The organism is Xanthomonas sp. NCPPB 2586 (assembly GCF_041475775.2).
Classification (GTDB): Bacteria; Pseudomonadota; Gammaproteobacteria; order Xanthomonadales; family Xanthomonadaceae; genus Xanthomonas; species Xanthomonas campestris.
Map to the genome: position 1 here is coordinate 617,945 of NZ_CM192981.1, position 18,186 is coordinate 636,130.

Consider the following 18,186-nt stretch of genomic DNA (forward strand, 5'->3'; position numbering starts at 1 on the left):
CCCGGCTCAACTTGATATGCGAACTGGCGCGCTGCCGCCGGAAGTGCCCAACCAGGCGGTGACAACGGTAGCGATGCGTCAACGTAGTGATTCCTGTGCCGCCGGCCGCGCATGGATGGGCACGCTGTGATCCGATCAGAGGCGTGCAGCACAACATCGAATGGGCTGTTTTGAGGCGGGCATCACATATTTATGCCGGGATGTTGACACCGATGTCATCACAGCCCTAGCGTCGCTGGGCAGGCGCTTGCGCCGAACGGTCGGGGGGCCATCGGACAGGGGGCGGCGATGCGGTGCATCGCTCGCAGGCGTCGTTGCAGTGGAACGCCACGCCGGCCATGCCGGCCTCTCCCGGGGATCTTATGAACTGCCGCAGTCATCGCCTTGCCTTGTCGATTTCCCTCTCGCTCGCGCTGGGCGCCGCCGTGCAACCGGCCAGCGCTCAGCAAACCGACGCGGACAGCCCGCGTGCCACCTCCACCCTGGACGCCGTCAGCGTCACCGGTTCGCGCATCAAGCGGGCCCAGGTGGAAGGTGCGCAACCGGTGGTCACCATTTCCGCGCAACAGATCCAGCAGGAAGGCTTCGCCACCGTCTACGACGTGCTCAACAGCATGAACCAACAAGGCTCGGTGGAAGCCGACACGCAGTGGGGCTCGCACACGCCCAATGCCTCGCCGATCAACCTGCGCGACCTCGGCCCGGGGCGCACGCTGCTGCTGGTCAACGGCCGCCGCGTGGCCGACTACCCACTGCCCTACGGCGGCGAAAGCAACTTCTCCAACTACAGCAATATTCCCTCCGCCGCGGTGGAGCGCATCGAGATCCTCACCGGCGGCGCCTCGGCGATCTATGGCTCCGATGCAGTGGCCGGCGTGGTCAACGTGATCCTCAAGCGCGACTACCAGGGCGACCAGGTGCGCCTGCGCGGCGGCACCGCCACCGAGGGCGGCCGCGACAGTTTCGATGTGTCCTGGGCCGGTGGCCGCACCGGCGAGAACTGGAGCCTGACCTACGCGCTGCAGGCGACCCGGCGCGACCCACTGAGTGGGCGCGACCGTGCACAGATGGACGATTCGGACGACATGTCCTATTCCAACTGGACCGGGCAAAACCGCCTGTACGGGTTCAACCCGTTCACCGGTCTGAGCCTGGTCGATGCCAACACCAACGAACGCCTGGCGCCGCCAGCGGGCACCTGCGCGCGCTTCGGGGGCGAATTCGTCGATGCCTCGCGGCTGAGCTACAACCAGAACACCGGCGCGCTCACCAACGCCGGTGATTATTGCGGCATGGCGCGCGATTACGCGGACTGGGGCCTGGTCACCGGCAGCGAAGATTATTCGGCGTATCTCTACGGCACCTGGCGCTTCGGCGAGCACACCGAAGCCTGGGCCACGTTCTCGGCCAACCGCAGCATCGGCCGCTGGACCTACGACCCGCCGTACGCGTATCTGGGCCCGTTCCAGGATGCCGACACCGGCCGCTCGTTGTATGCGATTCGCCAGATGACGCGCCGCGAGGCCGGCGGCTGGGACCGCCTGGCCAACTACAACAAGGAACAATCCTGGGACCTCAGCGCTGGCCTGCGCGGCGTGTGGGCCGACCGTTTCGATTGGGAACTGAGCGTGGGCCGCTCGCGCTACACCGTGGACGAATACGTGCGCACCGTGGACACCGCGCGCGCTACCGACTATTTCCTCGGCAGCCCGTTGGGCACCGCCGCCGATGGCGGCGCCATCTATGCGGTCAACACCGCGCGCTGGTACGCGCCGCTGTCCTCGGAGCAATACGATTCATTGGTGGTGAAGTCGCACAACTCCGCCTATTCGTGGGTGAATCAGGCCGCTTTCAGTCTCAGCGGCGATCTGTTCCAGGGCTGGGCCGGGCCGATCCGCTTTGCCACCGTGGCCGAAGTGGCCAAGCAGGGCTACCAACTGTCGCCGGACCCGTGCGCCAACGAGTGTTACCCGGTGGACGTTGTCGACAGCGGCGGCGGCGAACGCCTGCGCAGTTCGGCCGGGCTGGAATTGCAGATCCCGCTGTTGTCCAGGCTGAGCGCCAATATCGCCGGCCGGTACGACCGCTATGGAAACTACCGCTCCTCGGCGGTGCAGACCGAAGTCGGCACGCAGAGCGACACCACCTGGAGCGCCGGCCTGGAGTGGCGGCCCATCGATAGCCTGCTGTTTCGCAGCACGCTGGCCACCAGCTTCCGCGCACCGGACATGCATTACGTGCTCGGCGAACCCAGCTCCACCAACCAGACGGTGATCGACCAATACCGCTGCATTTCCTCTGGCGCGTATCTGACCGGCAGCTGCAATGACGAGAACAGCAACATCTACTACACCGTGGATGTAAACCGCCGCGGCACACCGGATCTACGTTCGGAAACCGGGCGTTCGTTCACCGGCGGCGTGGTGTGGGATATCGCGCAAGGCCTGTCGTTGAGCGTGGATTACTACCGCATCCAATTGGAGGAAATGATCAAGGATCTGGATCGCGACGAGATCCTGTCGGCTGAAGCCGGCTGCCGCACCGGCACCACCGTCAGCGGCGGCGCCTGGAATAATCCGGGCGGGGCAGGCTATTGCGACACCATCACCTCGCGCGTCCTGCGCAATGCCGACGGCACCATCGCCAGCATCGAGCGCGGCCCGATCAATCTGGCGCAGATGGAAACCTCCGGCATCGATGCGTCGTTGAAATATCGCCTGAGCACCGCCGGCTGGGGCAACTTCCAGTTGTCGCTGGACTACAACACGCTGATCGCCTACCGCGAGCAGATCTACCGCACCGACAGCGACGAAAACCGCCGCGACGAACGCGTGCGTAGCCGCGTGCGTGGCAGCGTGCATTGGGACAACGGCGGCGCCTGGGACTGGACAGTGTACTTCCGCCGGCTCGGCTCGATGCGCGCAGTCAACTGGGGCACCTGCGCACGCTTCGACGATGGCTACCAGCCCAGCGCCGCCGACGAATGCCTGGTGACCGATACCGCCAACGTGCATCTGGGCGAAACCAGCAAGCGCTACTTCGGCCGCGTGGGCCCGGCGATCTACTGGAACCTGAGCACCGGCTACAAGATCACCGACCACGCCAAGGTCAACTTCTACGTCAACAACGTGTTCAACGAAGTGGGGTACGAGAACAAGGAGCGCTTCTACGGCTACGGGTTCTACAACACCACGCTGTTCAACCCGATAGGCCGCGAAGTAGCGGCGGAGTATGTGTTTACGTTCTGAGTGAAGGTGGTGCCGCATCGCACGTCACGGTATTGCACCGCGGCGTGTGGTGCGGTGTTGATGCCACATGGTCAGGCAAGGCGTGATGCGGTTCGACGCAAGCTTGCCAACGTGCGCGTGGCAATGCCGCGCATCTGTTCGCTCAGAGTGTCGTCGTCGATCGCATGTTGCCAGAACTGCTCGGCCATTCCGGCAGCGCGCCGCCATTGGGCGAATTGATCCACGGTGGGCGGCGGAATCTCGATGTCTCTGTGCACGACTTCGCCACTGGATGCCGGGCGCAGCGCCATCGGCAACATGTCGTACACCGGGGCAAGCTGCAGGGGCAGGGTATCGGCGAGTACCAGTGCGGCATTGCCCAGGTGCATGTCGGTATTGCCGATGAGGGTCCCGAACCAGCTGATCACTTCCAGGCGCTCGGCGTCTTCCGGGCTCAGCCAGCCATCGCGTTTGAGTAGTGGAGCAAGTGTTCGCCAGGTGCTGACGTTTGCGTCGCCATAAAAGGACGCAAACAGCGACATCAGCGAGACGAATCCGCGTCGGCCTAACGCAGCAGTCCGATCGAAGCGTGTCGATTCGAGAAAGACGCGCCCGCCTGCCTGCAGTACCTGCGTTGCCGCAGCAGGGATGCCGGCGGCAACGAGAATCTGGCTGGCCAACCATTCCATCTGTAAAAGATCCGCCCAGCGCCGGCCGGTGGGTTGATCGATCTGATCGGTGAACTTGACGATCACGGGTTGGTATGCTCCGCGTTCCTTCAGCACTGCGGTGAACTTCGGCTGTTCGCCGGCGGCAAACGAGCCAACGGCCTCGCCGCGCAATGCAGCTTCGGCGCGACTGAGATATTCCTCGGTGCGTGCCTGCGTGGCGATGACTTCAGGCTGTTCGATCGCCGCCAAAGCCAGAGCCAGTGCGCGCTCGCCGATCAGCAGATCGCCAGGCTGGTCGTGACCAACCGACAGCATGGCCACAAGGTTGTCCCTGGGCGACCACAGCGCCAAGTTGTCCGGAAGGCGCAACGGCGCAGAAATACGGTGTGCCAGGTTGCGACCAAGAAATCCCTGCGGCCTTTGGTCGTCTATAAACCAGGGCAGCGATGCGAACACGCCGGTGTCCAATGGCGAATGCAATAGAACGGGGTTGTCCTGCAAAAGTTCGACAAAGAAGTGGTCGTCGTGGAGTGCCAATAGTTGGCCCAGCGGTATGACGCGGGCATCGTGATCAATCCGATAGAGCGGCCACATACGCTCGCCCCGCAGTTCACCGGTGGCCGCGTAGCCGGTGCTGCGCGCCCTGCCATAACGCAGCACCGCAGGGCCTGCATCTGCGACTAGGCGAGACAGAGTCGGCCGGCTCACGCCCACGCGCACCGCCAACTCGGCCCCACGCATGGGGCCGTTGACGCGCAGCGTGGTGATCAGGCGCTCTACTGCAGCTATACGGGGCATGAAACGCAGCTTTTGAAACGATGTCTGAAACGATACTAAGCCGTAAGAAATTCTACGGTCAACTGATCTGTAAGGGTTTTATGTTCAGTTTCCGCTTTTCCGGCCCTGGAAAATGAAACGATATTCCTGACGTCGCTAGCTCCTTGAGCATATCCAAGGATGGACCAAGGCGAACGGTGGCGGTGTCCGGGGGTTTCCTCCGGCGCGAAGGTGCAACTTGCGGCGGACCGGCATCAATCCGCACCGTGATCGTGCCAGCGCTTCGTAGCGTCTATCGCGCTCGATGCTCCACGAAAGGCTGACTAAGAGCAGCTATCAAAACGACTGCGCAGCCGCCAGGCGGGCGCGGCCGGTGCTCGGAATCGGTATGTACCCCAGTACACTTCGGTTCCTCAGCGCCGTCCGCGCCCACCTGACGGCTGCTCGCTACGTTTTGTTAGCCGCTCTAAGTCGCACGTTGCGTCCGATCTGCATCCAGCTTGCGCAGGCCACACGCAATGGTAAGTGGCCCTCCTGGGCGAATGATGCGACGTGGAGTGCTGCGCGCAACGTCAGTGTGACTCGGGGTAGGCGAGAAGGTAGCGCGAACGCGCAGCTGCACTTTTCCGTTGCCGATGAAACAGTGGCACGCCCGAAACGTGCGTGTTATCAATGCATCCCATGAACGCACCCCGCAGCCAATTTTATTTTTGGTACTACGGTTTTCCGATGCCGCTGGCGGAGGAAGGAGTGCGCTCACCCTGAAGGAAACTTCAGCAGCATTCCCGAAAAGCCGCCAGCGCACACTGGCGGCTTTTTTGTTGCCGCCTCGCCTGGCTTCCCTGATGCACCGCCGACCCGAGACAACGTTATGCCGCCGCTGACCGATGACCTGCGTATCCGCAAGATCGAACCGTTGACCCCGCCCTCGCAGCTGCTGTCGCTGCTGCCCTGCGATGAGCGCGCTTCCGAAACCGTCACCAACGCACGTGCCGCCCTGCACGATATTCTGCACGGGCGCGATGACCGCCTGGCGGTGGTGATCGGCCCCTGTTCGATCCACGACCCCGTGGCTGCCATGGAGTACGCGCAGCGTCTGCGCCCCTTGCGTGAGCAGTTTGGGGATGCGCTGGAAATCGTGATGCGCGTGTACTTCGAAAAGCCGCGCACCACCATTGGCTGGAAGGGCCTGATCAACGACCCGGACCTGGATGGCAGTTTCCAGATCAACAAGGGCCTGCGCGTGGCGCGTGGCTTGCTGCGCGATATCAACAACCTCGGCCTGCCGGCCGGCGTGGAATTTCTCGACATCATCTCGCCGCAGTACATCGCTGACTTGGTGGCCTGGGGCGCGATCGGTGCGCGGACCACCGAAAGCCAGGTGCATCGCGAAATGGCCTCCGGCCTGTCGTGCCCAGTGGGGTTCAAGAACGGCACCGGTGGCGACGTCAAGATTGCCGTGGACGCGGTGGGTGCGGCCTCGCATCCGCATCATTTCCTGGCGGTGACCAAGGATGGCCACACGGCGGTGGCGACCACCGCGGGCAACCCGGATTGCCATGTGATTTTGCGTGGCGGCAAGCAGCCTAACTTCGACGCGGCCAATGTGGAAGCATCCAGCCAGGTGCTCAACAAGGCCGGCTTGCCGGCGCGGCTGATGATCGACGCCAGCCACGCCAACAGCGGCAAGAACCCGGACAACCAGCCCAAGGTCATCGACGACATCGCCACGCAGCTGGAGGGCGGCGAGACGCGCATCGTTGGCGTGATGGTGGAAAGCCACCTGGTCGGCGGCCGGCAGGAACTGGTGCCGGGCGGCACGCTGACCTACGGCCAAAGCATCACCGACGGCTGCCTGGATTGGGACGCCTCGCTGCAGGTGCTGGAGCGCTTGGCGATTGCGGTGCGTGCACGTCGTGCGCGGCGGGTTGCCGAGGCTGCGTGATCGTTGAGGCGGTGGCGTGAGAATACGAGGCTTCGCCCGCACCCTCATCCGGCGCTCCGCGCCACCTTCTCCCGGTGGGAGAAGGGATAAAGCCCCTCTCCCGCCGGGAGAGGGGTTGGGGTGAGGGTGCGGCGGAAGACAGCCATCCCAAGCCGTGTGCCTGCAACTGACCTGACGCCGCAACAAGCGCGCATGTGCAACAGATTCAAAGCCCAGAACATTTGAGTGCAGCACATCAAACGCGCAGCACATTCATGGTTCGGCATCGTCAAGCAGCGTTCGAGATATTCAAAGCGCAACACATAAAAAACGCGGCGCATCCAAACGCAGCACATCCAAACAAGTGCTTGCACGCCGGCGGCGATAATCTCGTTGGCACGAGCGGCCACCAAAACGTATCGAGTAGCCTGACGGTGAGCACACTAGTGTTGGTCGATGGCGTTCTAAAACAAGAACGTCGGGGCGGCACAGGGAGCCGGCCCGACGGATTGGACACCACCCAGTGATGACCCGATGCCACCGGCGGCAGGAGGGGAGAGAGGGGCTTCCTGCCGCCGGTGACGGGCGGGCAGGAATGTTATCCGCGACGCACGTGCCAGCGCGATGTCGCAGCGTGGCAACACCAGCAATGAAGTTTGGGAAGCGTTAAATGCCAGGTATGGCAATCGCACGTTGAGCTCTGTGCTGTGCGTGCTCACCTGACCTGCCCCCATCGTCCGTACCAGTGATTACTGATAAAGCCCGGGGTTGAAGGGTACTGCGTTGTTGGCTTGTTGTGTACGGTAGTTGGCGGCGAACTGTGCCGGCGGGATGCGACCACAACTGCTGTGCGGCCTGATCTGGTTGTAGTGGCGTCGCCAGTCTGCGATCACGTCCCGGGCTTGTGCCAACGAGGTGAACCAGTGCTCGTTGAGGCACTCGTCGCGGAACTTGCCGTTGAAGCTTTCGATGTAGGCGTTCTGCGTGGGGGCACCCGGCTCGATCAGGATGTGCTCAATGCCATGTTGCTGCGTCCAGGCAATGAAGGCGCGACTGGTGAACTCGGGGCCATTGTCGGTGCGGACCGCGCGTGGATAGCCACGGAAACACGCCGCCTGATCGAGCAGGCGCACTACGTAAGCCCCGCTGATGCCGTGATCCACGGCAATGTCCACGCTCTCGCGAGTGAAGTCGTCGACCACGGTCAGGCACTTGATGCGGCGTGCGTTGGCCAGCGCATCGAACACGAAGTCCATGCTCCAGGTGTCGTTCGGCATGGAGGACGCCAGCAGTTTCTGCCGCTCACCCACCGGACGCTTGGCCTTGCGCCGTTTGCGCACCTTCAGCTCGGCTTCCTCGTACAGGCGATAAATCTTTTTGTGATTCACGGATGGAAACTCCGGGCGCAACAAATCATGCAGTCGGCGATAGCCGAAGCGGCGGTGGGTCTGGGCCAGCTCGACCAGCCGCGCCGACAGCGCCTGCGTGGCTGGCGTCGGCACGGGTGCGTGGCGGAAAGCATCGCGGGACAGCCCCGCAAGGCGGCAAGCCCGGCGCTCGCTCAACGGGGTGTGTTCGAGCATTCGTCGGATTGCCTCGCGCTTGCGTTGCGGGGCTAGCGTTTTACCCCGAAGCCAACCTTCAGCGCTTCGATGTCCAGGTGCGCCTCGGCCAGCAACTTCTTCAATCGAGTGTTCTGGACCTCCAGTTCTTTCAGCCGCTTGGCCTCGTCGGCCTCCATTCCCCCGTACTTGGCCCGCCACTGATAAAAGCTGGCCGGGCTGAAACCATGCCGACGGCACAACTCTGCCACGGCCATGCCCGCGTCGGCCTGTTTGATAAACCCGATGATCTGCTCGGTGCTGAATCTGCTCTTCTTCATGTCCGTCCTCTTGGGTTCACGGACTTTATAGCTTCAGCTGGTACGGCTCAGTGGGGGCAGGTCACAACAGCAACAGCAACAGCAACAGCAACAGCAACAGCAATAGCAATAGCAATAGCAATAGCAATATCAATAGCAACAGCAATAGCAATAGCAATAGCAATAGCAATAGCAATAGCAATAGCAATAGCATGGCAGTTCGCATTGCCACAGCATGATTTATGCGTGTTGCGAAAAGCGACGACACCCATGATGCGAGCCGCTAAGGCTGCGGCGCGGCCAAGTATCTACGGCAAAGCACCGGCCCAAGTTGAAGTTCGTGCAACACATTGATCGCGCTGCAAAGAGCGGCTGAAACTGACGAATCCCGAATCCCGAATCCCGAATCCCGAATCCCGAATCCCCAACTCACCCCAACATATCTCCAGTCTCCAGCCACCGCTGGTGCCACGCCAATGCTTCGGTCAGCAGATGCGGCGTGTGCTTGCCATAGCTATCGCGATTGGCACGTGCCACGTAGTCTTCCAGCGCGTCGCGGTAACGCGGATGCACGCAGTGCTCCAGCAGCTGGCGTGCACGTTGCTTGGGCGTCAGGCCACGCAAGTCGGCCAGGCCTTGTTCGGTCACGATCACCGACACGTCGTGTTCCGTGTGGTCGACATGGCTGACCATCGGCACGATTGAGGAAATGCTGCCGGCCTTGGCGATGCTGGGGCTGAGGAAAATCGACAGGAACCCGTTGCGCGCGAAATCGCCCGAGCCGCCGATGCCGTTCATGATGCGGCTGCCCATGACATGGGTGGAGTTGACGTTGCCGTACAGGTCGGCCTCGATCATGCCGTTCATGCCGATGCAGCCCAGCCGCCGCACCAGCTCGGGATGGTTGGAGATCTCCTGCGTGCGCATCACGATGCGCTGCCGGTAGAAATCGATGTTGCGCTTGAATTCTTCGTTGCCTTCCGGGCTGAGCGCAAAACCGGTGCACGAGGCATAACGCAAGACGCCATCGCGCAGCAGCGCCAGCATGCCGTCCTGGATCACTTCGGTGAAGGCTTCCAGGTCGCGGAAACCGCTACGTGCCAGGCCGGCCAGCACCGCATTGGGAATATTGCCCACGCCCGATTGCAGCGGCAGCAGGTTCGCCGGCAGCCGGCCCTTGCTCACCTCGTGTCGCAGGAAGGCGATCAGGTGTTCGGCGATGCGCTCGCTGCTGTCATCGGCAGCGGCAAACGGGCTGTTGCGGTCCGGGCCATGCGTACGCACCACGGCCACGATCTTGTCCGGGTCGCAGCGCAGGCTGGGCTCGCCGATGCGGTCGTCGCCGTGCAGCAGCGGAATCGGTTTGCGGTGCGGTGGCAGCGCGGTGCCGTAATACACATCGTGCATGCCATCCAGGCCGGCCGGTTGCCAGTCGTTGACCTCGATGATCACTTTCCTGGCCAGGTCCAGCCAGGTCTTGTTGTTACCGATGGAGGTGGACGGCACCAGGCTGCCATTGGCGCGGATCGCCGACACTTCCACCACCGCGGTGTCGATCTGCCCGTAGAAGCCGAACCACACGTGCTGGGCAACGTGGCTCAGATGGATATCGATGTAGTCCAGCGTGCCGGCATTGATGCGTTGGCGCGCATCCGGGTCGGACTGGAACGGCATGCGCATGGCGATGCCGTCGGCCTTGGCCAGCGCGCCATCGAGCTCGGGCGCGGTGGAGGCGCCGGTCATCAGCTTGATCTGGAACGCTTCGCCCTGCAGGTGCGCCGCTTCGATGCGCTGCGCCAGCGCCATCGGCACTGCCTTGGGATAACCCGACCCGGTGAAGCCGCTCATCGCCACGGTCTCGCCGGGCTGGATCAGCGCAGCAGCGGCCTCGGCAGAGACCAGGCGGTCGCGCAGCGGCGCGTTGAGGATGCGTTCGTCGGACATGGGGGCATAGCGTGTGACGGGGGAAGCCAAATTATCGCCGCTGCGTTGCCTGGGCGGGGCTTCGACGATGGTGCAATGGTGTATGCGGTCAGGCGGCGGGAAGGCATTCACGCCTTGCCGTCGGCCCAACCGGGATAGTGGCGGCAGACTCATCACACTGCGCATCCATGCCCTCTCTTCGCGATCGCTTCCAGCGCTGGCCCCGGCCATGGCGCATTGCAGTGGTCGTGTTGCTGGCGCTGTACGTGCTGTATCTGCTGGCAGGCAATATTTTTCTCAACACGCCGCTGTTCGATGCCACTACCAACCGTCAGCCGCACAAGTTCACCATGCAGACCGGCCCGGCAATCACGGTATTTCCGGGGCAGGTGATGGCCTGGAACGTGCGCATGCGTGGGCAGGCCAACCGGACCGTGTACGTCTTCCATGCCGACCGCGCGCATGCGCGCATCGCGCTGCTGCCGTTGTTGCGGCGCGAGGTGCGGCTGCCGTGGCTGAATGCGTCCGGCCTCAGTGCCGAGGTCGAAACCGCCGAAAAGGCCATCCCGCCGCCGCCGCGCGGCAACCGCGGCTGGACGCTGCGCTTCGATGCGATCAGCAGTACCAGCATCCGCAGTGCACGCCTGGGCAAGCTGCTCATCGCCGGGCACGGCCACGGCACGGTGGGTTTTCTCAAACAGCTCAAGGGCGGGCCATCGGAGTTGTTTCCTTCCGAAGCGGGCTTTACCGATGCGGTGGTCAGCTACGACGGCGTGCAGGTGTTCAACGGCGCGCAATTGGACGCGCAGTTCCAGTTCCCCCGCCATTACCGCGACCAGGCGCCGGGCCTGCGCAAGCTCGGCATCACCCGTGCACGCCTGAAGCTCAACGCCAGCACGGTGGCGCTGAAGATCGACACCGGCGCGCCGCACGTGGACATCAGCAGCGGCCCCTCCGCCGCACGCGTGGAGGCCGATATCACCCTGGAAAACGGCGCCTTGAAGCCGGGTAGCCGCGCGGTGTGGCGGCTGCCGTTGCTGGCCGGTGTGGGTGCCACCGATCGCGGCATGCTCGCGCTGCAGCTGGATGTGGCGCAGGACATCCGCGTGCAGGCACGGCTGCCGCGCGATGCCGACACCGGCAGCGAACTCGATGCGGATCTGCGCATCGCCGGCCGCAGCATTCCGTTCGCCGCACCGGCGCAACTGCTGCCGCGCCTGTCCGGGCAGGTGCGCGGCCGCTGGAAGTTCGAATCGCTGAACTGGATCGCCGAGTTGTTCGTGCGCAAGCCGTGGTTCCAGCTGGAAGGCGGTGGCCTGGTCGAGGCGGATCTGCGCCTGGCGCAGGGGCGGCTGGCCAGTGGCAGCACGCTGGATATCCCGCGGGTGGAAGCGGTGGCACAGGTGGCGGGCACCCGCCTGGCCGGTGTTGCCAAGGCACACGGGCACATCGACGATGCCGCCACGCCGCAGGCGCATCTGGATGTGGGTATCCCCACGTTCAGGGCCACGCCCAGCGATGCGCCACGGCAGGTGCTGCTGGACGGCCGCGACCTGCAATTGGCCATGCAGGGCGATGCGGAGTTGGCGCGGCTGCGCGAGACAATGAAGGCGCAGCTGCGTTTCAGCGATGCGCGCGTGCCGGACCTCACCGTCTACAACCGCTATCTCTCCGGCAAGACCGTGCGCCTGTTGGGAGGCAGCGGCCGGCTGAGTGGCGACGTGGCGCTCAATGCGGCCGGTGAAGTGGGCAACGGCCATGCGGACCTGCGCGGGCAGGGCGCGCACCTGTCCATCGCCGGCATCCAGATGCGCGGCGATGCGCAATTGCAGGCGAACCTGCGGCGTGCCGACTTCAAGGCCAAGTTCTTCGACCTGAGCGGCACGCACATTCGCTTGCGCAACATGCGCGTGGGCGACGCCGCCACCGATGCCGCCTGGTGGGGTGAGGTGGAGGTGCCGGCCGGCACGATTCAGGCCACCGCGCCCTTCCAGGTGGATGCCGATGCGGCAGTGCGCATGCGCGATGCCGCGCCGCTGCTGTCGGTGTTCGCACAACGCGCCGATTACCCGCGCTGGGTGCTGGGCCTGCTGGATGCCGGCCAGCTCGACGCCACCGGCCGGCTGCGCTGGCGCAAGCAGCAGGTGGTGGTGGACGACCTGCACGCGGAGAACGCACGCCTGTCGCTGCGCGCGCGCCTGGCAATTGACGATGATCACAAGCGAGGCGACCTGTATCTGCGCTGGGGCGTGCTTGGTGCAGGCATCGAGCTCGATGGCCAACAGCGCCAATGGCATCTAGCCGGCGCACGCGAGTGGTACGAGGGGCGCCCATCCTTGCTGCCGCCGATGGCGAACAAGAAGTGAGCGCGCTGCTGCGGCTGAGCGGATACGCGGGAGCAACTACCAATGCATTTAGTTCGTGGGTAACCACGTTTGTCGCGGTCTATCGTCATCGGCATGCTTACACAGCGTTGGTGACGCGAATAGCCACGTAGGAGCACACCTGGGCGCGACAAGGATTTCCCGGTAATGCCCGTCGCGCCCGGGTGCGTTCCTACGAAATGCTATGAGCGATGGGATCGCCGCAGATGCTGGCAATGCCCCGATCACACCAATCGCGACGCGCGCCGCTGCGCGTGACAATCACGCGTGGCTTGGCACACTGCGCTGTGCCGCCTGCGCGGTCTTCAGGAGCTTGCCGTCATGACGATGCCTGTCCGCGCCCGTTGGCGTGCCGTGCCCCGCGCCGTGCGTTGGCCGGTGCTTGCGGTGGTGGCGCTGTACGCCGCGTACCTGCTGCTCGGCAATCTGTTCCTCAACACGCCGCTGGGCACTGCCGCACTCAATCGCACGCCGGACCGCTTCGCCATGCAGTGGCGCGCGGGGCTGACCTGGTGGCCCGGACGCCTGACCTTGTGGGACGTCAACTTGCACGGCCGCACGACGCGCAGCCGTTGGGAGGCGAGCGCGGACCGCCTGCATGGCCAGGTGCGCTTGCTGCCGCTGTTGCATCGCCAACTACTGGTGCCGGAGCTGCATGCACAGGGTGTACGCGGCGGCTTGCATGCGTCCGATCTGCCTGGCGCTGCTGTGGCATCTCACGCGGCTGCCTCTTCGTCGGTAACTGCAACTGCCTCTGGCGCCACAGCGACAGCGACAACTACGAACAGCGCATCTGCGCCACGCACTTCGCAAGCCGATGGGATGCCAGGCAATCCTGCTGCAGCCAATGCAACCAGTGCAGCGAACGCATCCACCGCCGCAGCCGGCGAAGCACCCACCGCTGCCACTGCTGCTACCGCGCCCAACGCAGCCGCCACCGCAACAACGCAGTCAGCAGCACGCTCCACCCGCAGTCAAACCCACTCCCCCGCGTGGACGTTGCAGTTCGATCGCATCGTCGCCGAGCAGGTGCAGGCGCTGACACTTCGCCAGTTACAAATCGCCGGTGACGGGCAGCTGCAATTTGGTCTGTTCAAGCAACTGCGCGGCGGACCGATCGAAGTGTTTCCATCGCGCGCGGTGTTCGAGCACGCCACGCTGCACTGGGCGGGCACCGAACTGCTGCGCAACGGCCAGCTACGGATGGAAGCCAGCATTGCGCGGCATACCGCGGCGCAGGCGCGTGGGTTGGCGGTGTTGCAACTCACCGATGCGCTGATCGGTGTGCGTGGCGATACCGCCGCGCTGGAAGTGACACGCGATGCGCAAGGAAAAACCAGGCTCAAGACGCGGGCCGGGCAAGGCCGTGCCGATGGTGAGCTGCGCTGGGCGCGCGGTGAATTGCAGCCGGGGAGCCACCTGCAATGGCGGACGCCGTTGCATGACGGCACCCGCACACCAAACGCATTGCTGGGCGAGTTGGCCGCGCAGTTGCAGGTGGATCAGGACATGCGTCTGCGCGTCAGCATGCCCGAGCCGGCCGATGCCGGCCTGACGTTGGATGCGGACCTGCGCGTGCAGGGCCGGCGGTTGCCACTGCAGGCGCCGCGCAACCTGTTGCCGCGGACGTCCGGGCACGCGCGCATGCATTGGCAGCTGGCCTCGCTGAGCTGGATTCCGGCGTTGTTTCCCGGCGTGGACTGGCTGACGCTGGAAGGCGACGGCCTGGTGGATGCAGACCTGCGCATCGTGCGCGGGCAGCTGGCCGCCGGCAGCCGATTGCAGGTGCCGCGCGTCACCGCGCGCGTGGGCGTGATGGAACACGCCATCGAAGGCCAGGCCAGCGCTGACCTGCGCGTGGAGGCCGATGCCGCCGGCCATCTGCTGCCATCGCTGGCACTGCGCATGCAGCAGTTTTCAATCGCCCACCGCCCGGCGCTTGCGCGCCCGTTCGTGCAAGGGCGCGATCTGCGCCTGGACCTGCAGACCCGCGCCGACGCACGCACCCTGGCCAGCTTGCGCGACACCACCCGCGCGCATCTGGTATTCACCAATGCGCGGGTGCCAGACCTGCGTGCCTATAACCGCTACCTGCCGCAACAGCAGCTGCGGTTCGATGGGGGCAGCGGTGCGCTCAGTGGCGATCTGCAGATCGAGCCGGGTGGACGTATCGGCAAGGGCGGTTTGCGCATTGCCGCGCGGGCGGCACGCCTGCAGTTCGCCGGGCTTGCGTTGCGCGGCGATGTGGATGCAAACCTGCGACTGCAACGCGGCGATCTGCGTGCAGAAAATTTCCGCCTTGATGCCAGCCAGATCAACCTGCGCAATGTCGGTTTCACCGGCCCCGATGGACAGCGACGCGATGGTTGGTGGGCGCGCATCGTGCTGGATGACACGCACATGCACTGGCATGCGCCAGTAGGTGTGGATGGGCGCGTGCGCATCGACGTGCGTGACCTGGCGTTTTTGATGGCCATCTATGCACGCGATCGGTCGTTGCCCAACTGGATGGTGCGGCTGGTGGATGCCGGCCAGGCGCAGCTCACCGCGCGCGTGCATTGGCAGGGCGATGAAGTGATCGTGGATCGCTTGCAGGCGCACAACGCGCGTTATCAGGTGGATGCACGTTTGCGTCTGCGTGGCACGCAACGTAGCGGCAGCCTGTTGGCGCGCTGGGGTGTATTGAGTGCGGCGGTGGGCTTGCGCAACGACACGCCGGAATGGCATCTGCTACGCGCCGCCGAGTGGTATCGCGCCCAGCCGGATCTGTTGCGCTGAGGCCCGCACGTGGCGGATCCGGTGTGAAGGAAAAACTCTAGTTCTGTACTGCCGGGTGTTGTTTTGCAGTGCAGCGTGCAAGTCGCCGAACAGGCGCGCACTATGATCCTGCATCCCGACGTGGGGGAGGGAGCAAAGCCCGCTGGCAGTTCGCTGCAAGCGGGCTTTTTTATTGCCTGAACAGTCTACGCCGTGAGTCTGCGCACGTGCTCAGGGCAGCGGCAGCATCCACAGACACGGCCCGCCGGTAATGAACAGCCGCTGCTGTGCCTGGTCGAAGGTGCAGTTGGAGGCGGTGCCCGGCGTGGGGATGTGCCCGAGCAGCTGCCCGTCGCTGTCGAATACGCACACGCCGGTGCCGGAGCTGCTCCATAGCCAGCCGCCGCGATCCACACAGAAGCCATCCGGCAGCCCGTCCGGGACGCTGGCGAAGTGGCGGCGGTCGTGCAGCGCGCCGTCGCGCCAGGCAAACGCGGTGATTTCCACGCTGCCGTGTCCCTGCTCCGGCGTCTGCGAGACGTACAAGGTCTGCTCGTCGGGCGAGAACGCCAGCCCGTTGGGGTGGTCCAGGTCGGCCATGCGCTGCAGCGGGCCGCCGTCCGGCGGCAGCCGGTACACGCTGTGGTTAGCGAGCTCCGGATCGGCCGGGCAGCCCTGGCTGGGTTTGCGCAGGCCGAACGGCGGGTCGGTGAACCAGATCGCGCCATCGCGCGCCACGATCAGGTCATTGGGCGAGTTGAGCCGCTTGCCGGCATAACGGCCCACCAGCAGGTGGGCCCGGCCATCGGCGTCGCTGCGGGTGATGGCGCGCCGGCCGTGTTCGCAGTGCACCAGGCGCTGCTGCGCATCCACCGCGTTGCCATTGGTGAAGGCGGTGGCATCCAGCAGCACATCCACGGCGCCGTCTTCGCGCCACCCCAGCACGCGGCGGCCGACCAGGTCGCTCCACACCAGCGTGCGCTGCGCCTCCCACCAGGTGGGGCCTTCGCTCCAGGTGGCCTGGTCGTACAGGGTGAGCAGGCGCGCATCGCCCAGGCGTGTGGCCAGCCCGGCGTGCGTGGTGCGGGGCGGGTCGCAGTCGGCGGGAACAGCCGGGCCGGCCGGGCGGACGCGGCAATGGCTGTCCATCATGGCGCCGCTGTTTCAGCGAACGGGTGCGCTGCCGCCACACCGGGGGAGTGCGCAAACTGCACCATCATCTGCAGGCAGGGCGTGTCGCCCAGTTGGCCGGAGCGGTGGCCGCGTGCGTCGGTGGTGCCCTGGTCCTGGCCGAAGTGGATATCGCCAGGGCCCATCTCCACGCGCGTGCCGTCGCCGGTTTCGATGAACCAGCGCCCGCGCAGCGGGATCACCCACTGCGGGTGCGGGCTTTCGTGCCAGTCGCCGACCCAGCCCACCGGCAGCACCGCGAACTGCACACCCACCACCTCGCCGGGAAACGGCCGCAGCCACTGCGGCGCGGCGCCACCGCCTACGCTCTTGCTCTGGAAGCCGGCCAACTGCGAGGTGTTGAGCCGGCTCAGCCCGTCCGGCCCGGTCCACAAGTGCAGGAACGGCAGGCTGGGCGGCAGGGACTGATCGGTACCGTCGTTATGCAGCGCGACCTGCGAGGGCAGGGCCGCGGTGGGCAACAGGGTGGGCGACATGCGGTGACCTCGTGCGAAAACCGCAGTGCAGCATGGCGTTTGTCAGGGCGTTGTCTGCGAGGCGTAAAAGGTCGAACCGGTGCACAGGGCGACTGTGGACGGGTGCATGCGCGTTGCTGGCAGGTGCGCGTGGCCTTGCTGACGATGGCGATGACATCAGCACGGCATGCCTTGGCGCGCAGTTCGGGCAGGCGCGTCGGTCGCGAGCGCAGCTTCAGCTGCACTGTCTGGCGCGTGAGCGCGAGAGGCACGTCCTGCGATTGCCGCCGTGTATCGCTGTCCATCCACAGACGACTGGCATTCCAGGAATTCCGCCAGTGGCAACTGAGCTCCGTTGCCGCCAAGCAGCGCTGCCCGCCGGAACAGCGCAGACCCGGTCGCGTCTGCAACACGGCGCCGCATCCGTTAGAATGAGATCAATTCTCATTTAATCCCGGGCGCACCCCTGCCCGGGTCCGGCGTCCAGGAGGTCATCGTGTCGGCCACGCAAGTCGCGCTTCAGCAGCAGGTGGAGCGCCTGTACACCGACCACCACGGCTGGCTGCAGGGCTGGTTGCGGCGCAAGCTGGGCGACGGGTGCGTGGCGGCCGACCTGGCCCAGGACACCTTCATCAGCGTGATCGATGCCGGCGCGGCCGACCAGATCCGCGAGCCGCGGCCGTTCCTGGCCACCATCGCGCGGCGGCTGATGGCGCACCGCCAGCGGCGCAAGCTGCTGGAGGCCAGCTACCTGGAGATGCTGGCCACGTTGCCGGAAGAGCTGGCGCCTTCGCCGGAGCTGCACCTGCTGGCGCTGGAGGCGGTGCAGCAGCTGGACCAGGCGCTGGACGGCCTGCCGCCGAAAGTGAAGGAGGCCTTCCTGCTGGCGCACCTGCACGAGCTCAGCTACGCGCAGATCGCGCAGCGCCTGGGGGTGTCCAGCAGCTCGGTCAAGCAATACCTCACGCGCGCCAACCGGCAGTGCCTGTTCGCTGTGTCGGCCTGAGTGGTGGCAC

General features: G+C 65.0%; 11 protein-coding genes and 1 other RNA gene. 6 read left to right on the forward strand and 6 right to left on the reverse strand.

Annotated elements, in window-relative coordinates; all coding sequences use genetic code 11:
- Nucleotides 1-362 precede the first annotated feature (362 nt).
- Nucleotides 363-3,248 (forward strand): TonB-dependent receptor plug domain-containing protein, encoded by a 2,886-nt coding sequence (locus ACCQ09_RS02685; protein ID WP_227971972.1) that lies wholly within the window; start codon nt 363-365, stop codon nt 3,246-3,248.
- Nucleotides 3,249-3,319: 71 nt separating this feature from the next.
- Here the strand turns inward: ACCQ09_RS02685 and yjjJ are convergent, their stop codons facing one another.
- A complete protein-coding gene (yjjJ, locus tag ACCQ09_RS02690; protein ID WP_372386269.1) occupies nt 3,320-4,696 on the reverse strand; it encodes a type II toxin-antitoxin system HipA family toxin YjjJ in 1,377 nt (458 codons plus the stop codon).
- A gap of 367 nt (nt 4,697-5,063) precedes the next feature.
- Between yjjJ and ACCQ09_RS02695 the strand changes: the two genes are divergently transcribed.
- A non-coding RNA gene (locus tag ACCQ09_RS02695) (sX9 sRNA) lies at nt 5,064-5,138 on the forward strand.
- A gap of 408 nt (nt 5,139-5,546) precedes the next feature.
- On the forward strand, nt 5,547-6,620 hold the full coding sequence (locus ACCQ09_RS02700; RefSeq protein ID WP_228428381.1) for a 3-deoxy-7-phosphoheptulonate synthase: 1,074 nt from the start codon (nt 5,547-5,549) through the stop codon (nt 6,618-6,620).
- Between the two features lie 728 nt (nt 6,621-7,348).
- Here ACCQ09_RS02700 and ACCQ09_RS02705 read toward each other — a convergent pair.
- From ACCQ09_RS02705 to scpC, 3 genes are all read right to left on the reverse strand, one after another.
- A protein-coding gene (locus ACCQ09_RS02705) for an IS3-like element IS476 family transposase (RefSeq protein ID WP_087942069.1) occupies nt 7,349-8,481 on the reverse strand; the annotation gives its coding sequence in 2 pieces (ribosomal slippage) (nt 7,349-8,226 and nt 8,226-8,481; 1,134 coding nt in all).
- 47 nt (nt 8,482-8,528) lie between these two features.
- Nucleotides 8,529-8,732 (reverse strand): hypothetical protein, encoded by a 204-nt coding sequence (locus tag ACCQ09_RS02710; RefSeq protein WP_372386270.1) that lies wholly within the window; start codon nt 8,730-8,732, stop codon nt 8,529-8,531.
- Nucleotides 8,733-8,889: 157 nt separating this feature from the next.
- The gene (gene scpC / locus ACCQ09_RS02715; RefSeq protein WP_040940526.1) at nt 8,890-10,404 is read right to left on the reverse strand and encodes a succinyl-CoA:acetate CoA-transferase ScpC; all 1,515 of its coding nucleotides are present in this window, start codon (nt 10,402-10,404) and stop codon (nt 8,890-8,892) included.
- A 167-nt stretch (nt 10,405-10,571) separates the two neighbouring features.
- On the opposite strand from scpC, the gene ACCQ09_RS02720 reads away from it, so the two are divergent.
- A complete protein-coding gene (locus ACCQ09_RS02720; RefSeq protein WP_040940527.1) occupies nt 10,572-12,749 on the forward strand; it encodes a translocation/assembly module TamB domain-containing protein in 2,178 nt (725 codons plus the stop codon).
- A gap of 339 nt (nt 12,750-13,088) precedes the next feature.
- Nucleotides 13,089-15,545 carry a hypothetical protein gene (locus tag ACCQ09_RS02725; protein WP_075285258.1) on the forward strand — a complete coding sequence of 819 codons (2,457 nt, stop codon included), beginning with the start codon at nt 13,089-13,091 and terminating at the stop codon, nt 15,543-15,545.
- A 210-nt stretch (nt 15,546-15,755) separates the two neighbouring features.
- On the opposite strand, the gene ACCQ09_RS02730 is transcribed toward ACCQ09_RS02725, so the two are convergent.
- Complete coding sequence (locus ACCQ09_RS02730; RefSeq protein ID WP_116670882.1) at nt 15,756-16,673, reverse strand: SMP-30/gluconolactonase/LRE family protein; 918 nt, start codon at nt 16,671-16,673, stop codon at nt 15,756-15,758.
- Nucleotides 16,673-17,191 (reverse strand): cupin domain-containing protein, encoded by a 519-nt coding sequence (locus ACCQ09_RS02735; protein ID WP_075285260.1) that lies wholly within the window; start codon nt 17,189-17,191, stop codon nt 16,673-16,675. Before ACCQ09_RS02735 ends, ACCQ09_RS02730 begins: the two co-directional genes overlap by 1 nt.
- Nucleotides 17,192-17,666: 475 nt before the next feature.
- On the opposite strand from ACCQ09_RS02735, the gene ACCQ09_RS02740 reads away from it, so the two are divergent.
- On the forward strand, nt 17,667-18,176 hold the full coding sequence (locus ACCQ09_RS02740) for a sigma-70 family RNA polymerase sigma factor (protein WP_011038677.1): 510 nt from the start codon (nt 17,667-17,669) through the stop codon (nt 18,174-18,176).
- Nucleotides 18,177-18,186 lie beyond the last annotated feature (10 nt).

Coding starts and splice junctions, on each gene's coding strand:
- ACCQ09_RS02725 (WP_075285258.1), top strand. CDS start 13,089: ATGACGATGCCTGTCCGCGCCCGTTGGCGTGCCGTGCCCCGCGCCGTG.
- ACCQ09_RS02720 (WP_040940527.1), top strand. CDS start 10,572: ATGCCCTCTCTTCGCGATCGCTTCCAGCGCTGGCCCCGGCCATGGCGC.
- ACCQ09_RS02730 (WP_116670882.1), bottom strand. CDS start 16,673: ATGGACAGCCATTGCCGCGTCCGCCCGGCCGGCCCGGCTGTTCCCGCC.
- ACCQ09_RS02685 (WP_227971972.1), top strand. CDS start 363: ATGAACTGCCGCAGTCATCGCCTTGCCTTGTCGATTTCCCTCTCGCTC.
- scpC (WP_040940526.1), bottom strand. CDS start 10,404: ATGTCCGACGAACGCATCCTCAACGCGCCGCTGCGCGACCGCCTGGTC.
- ACCQ09_RS02710 (WP_372386270.1), bottom strand. CDS start 8,732: ATGGGTGTCGTCGCTTTTCGCAACACGCATAAATCATGCTGTGGCAAT.
- ACCQ09_RS02735 (WP_075285260.1), bottom strand. CDS start 17,191: ATGTCGCCCACCCTGTTGCCCACCGCGGCCCTGCCCTCGCAGGTCGCG.
- ACCQ09_RS02700 (WP_228428381.1), top strand. CDS start 5,547: ATGCCGCCGCTGACCGATGACCTGCGTATCCGCAAGATCGAACCGTTG.
- yjjJ (WP_372386269.1), bottom strand. CDS start 4,696: ATGCCCCGTATAGCTGCAGTAGAGCGCCTGATCACCACGCTGCGCGTC.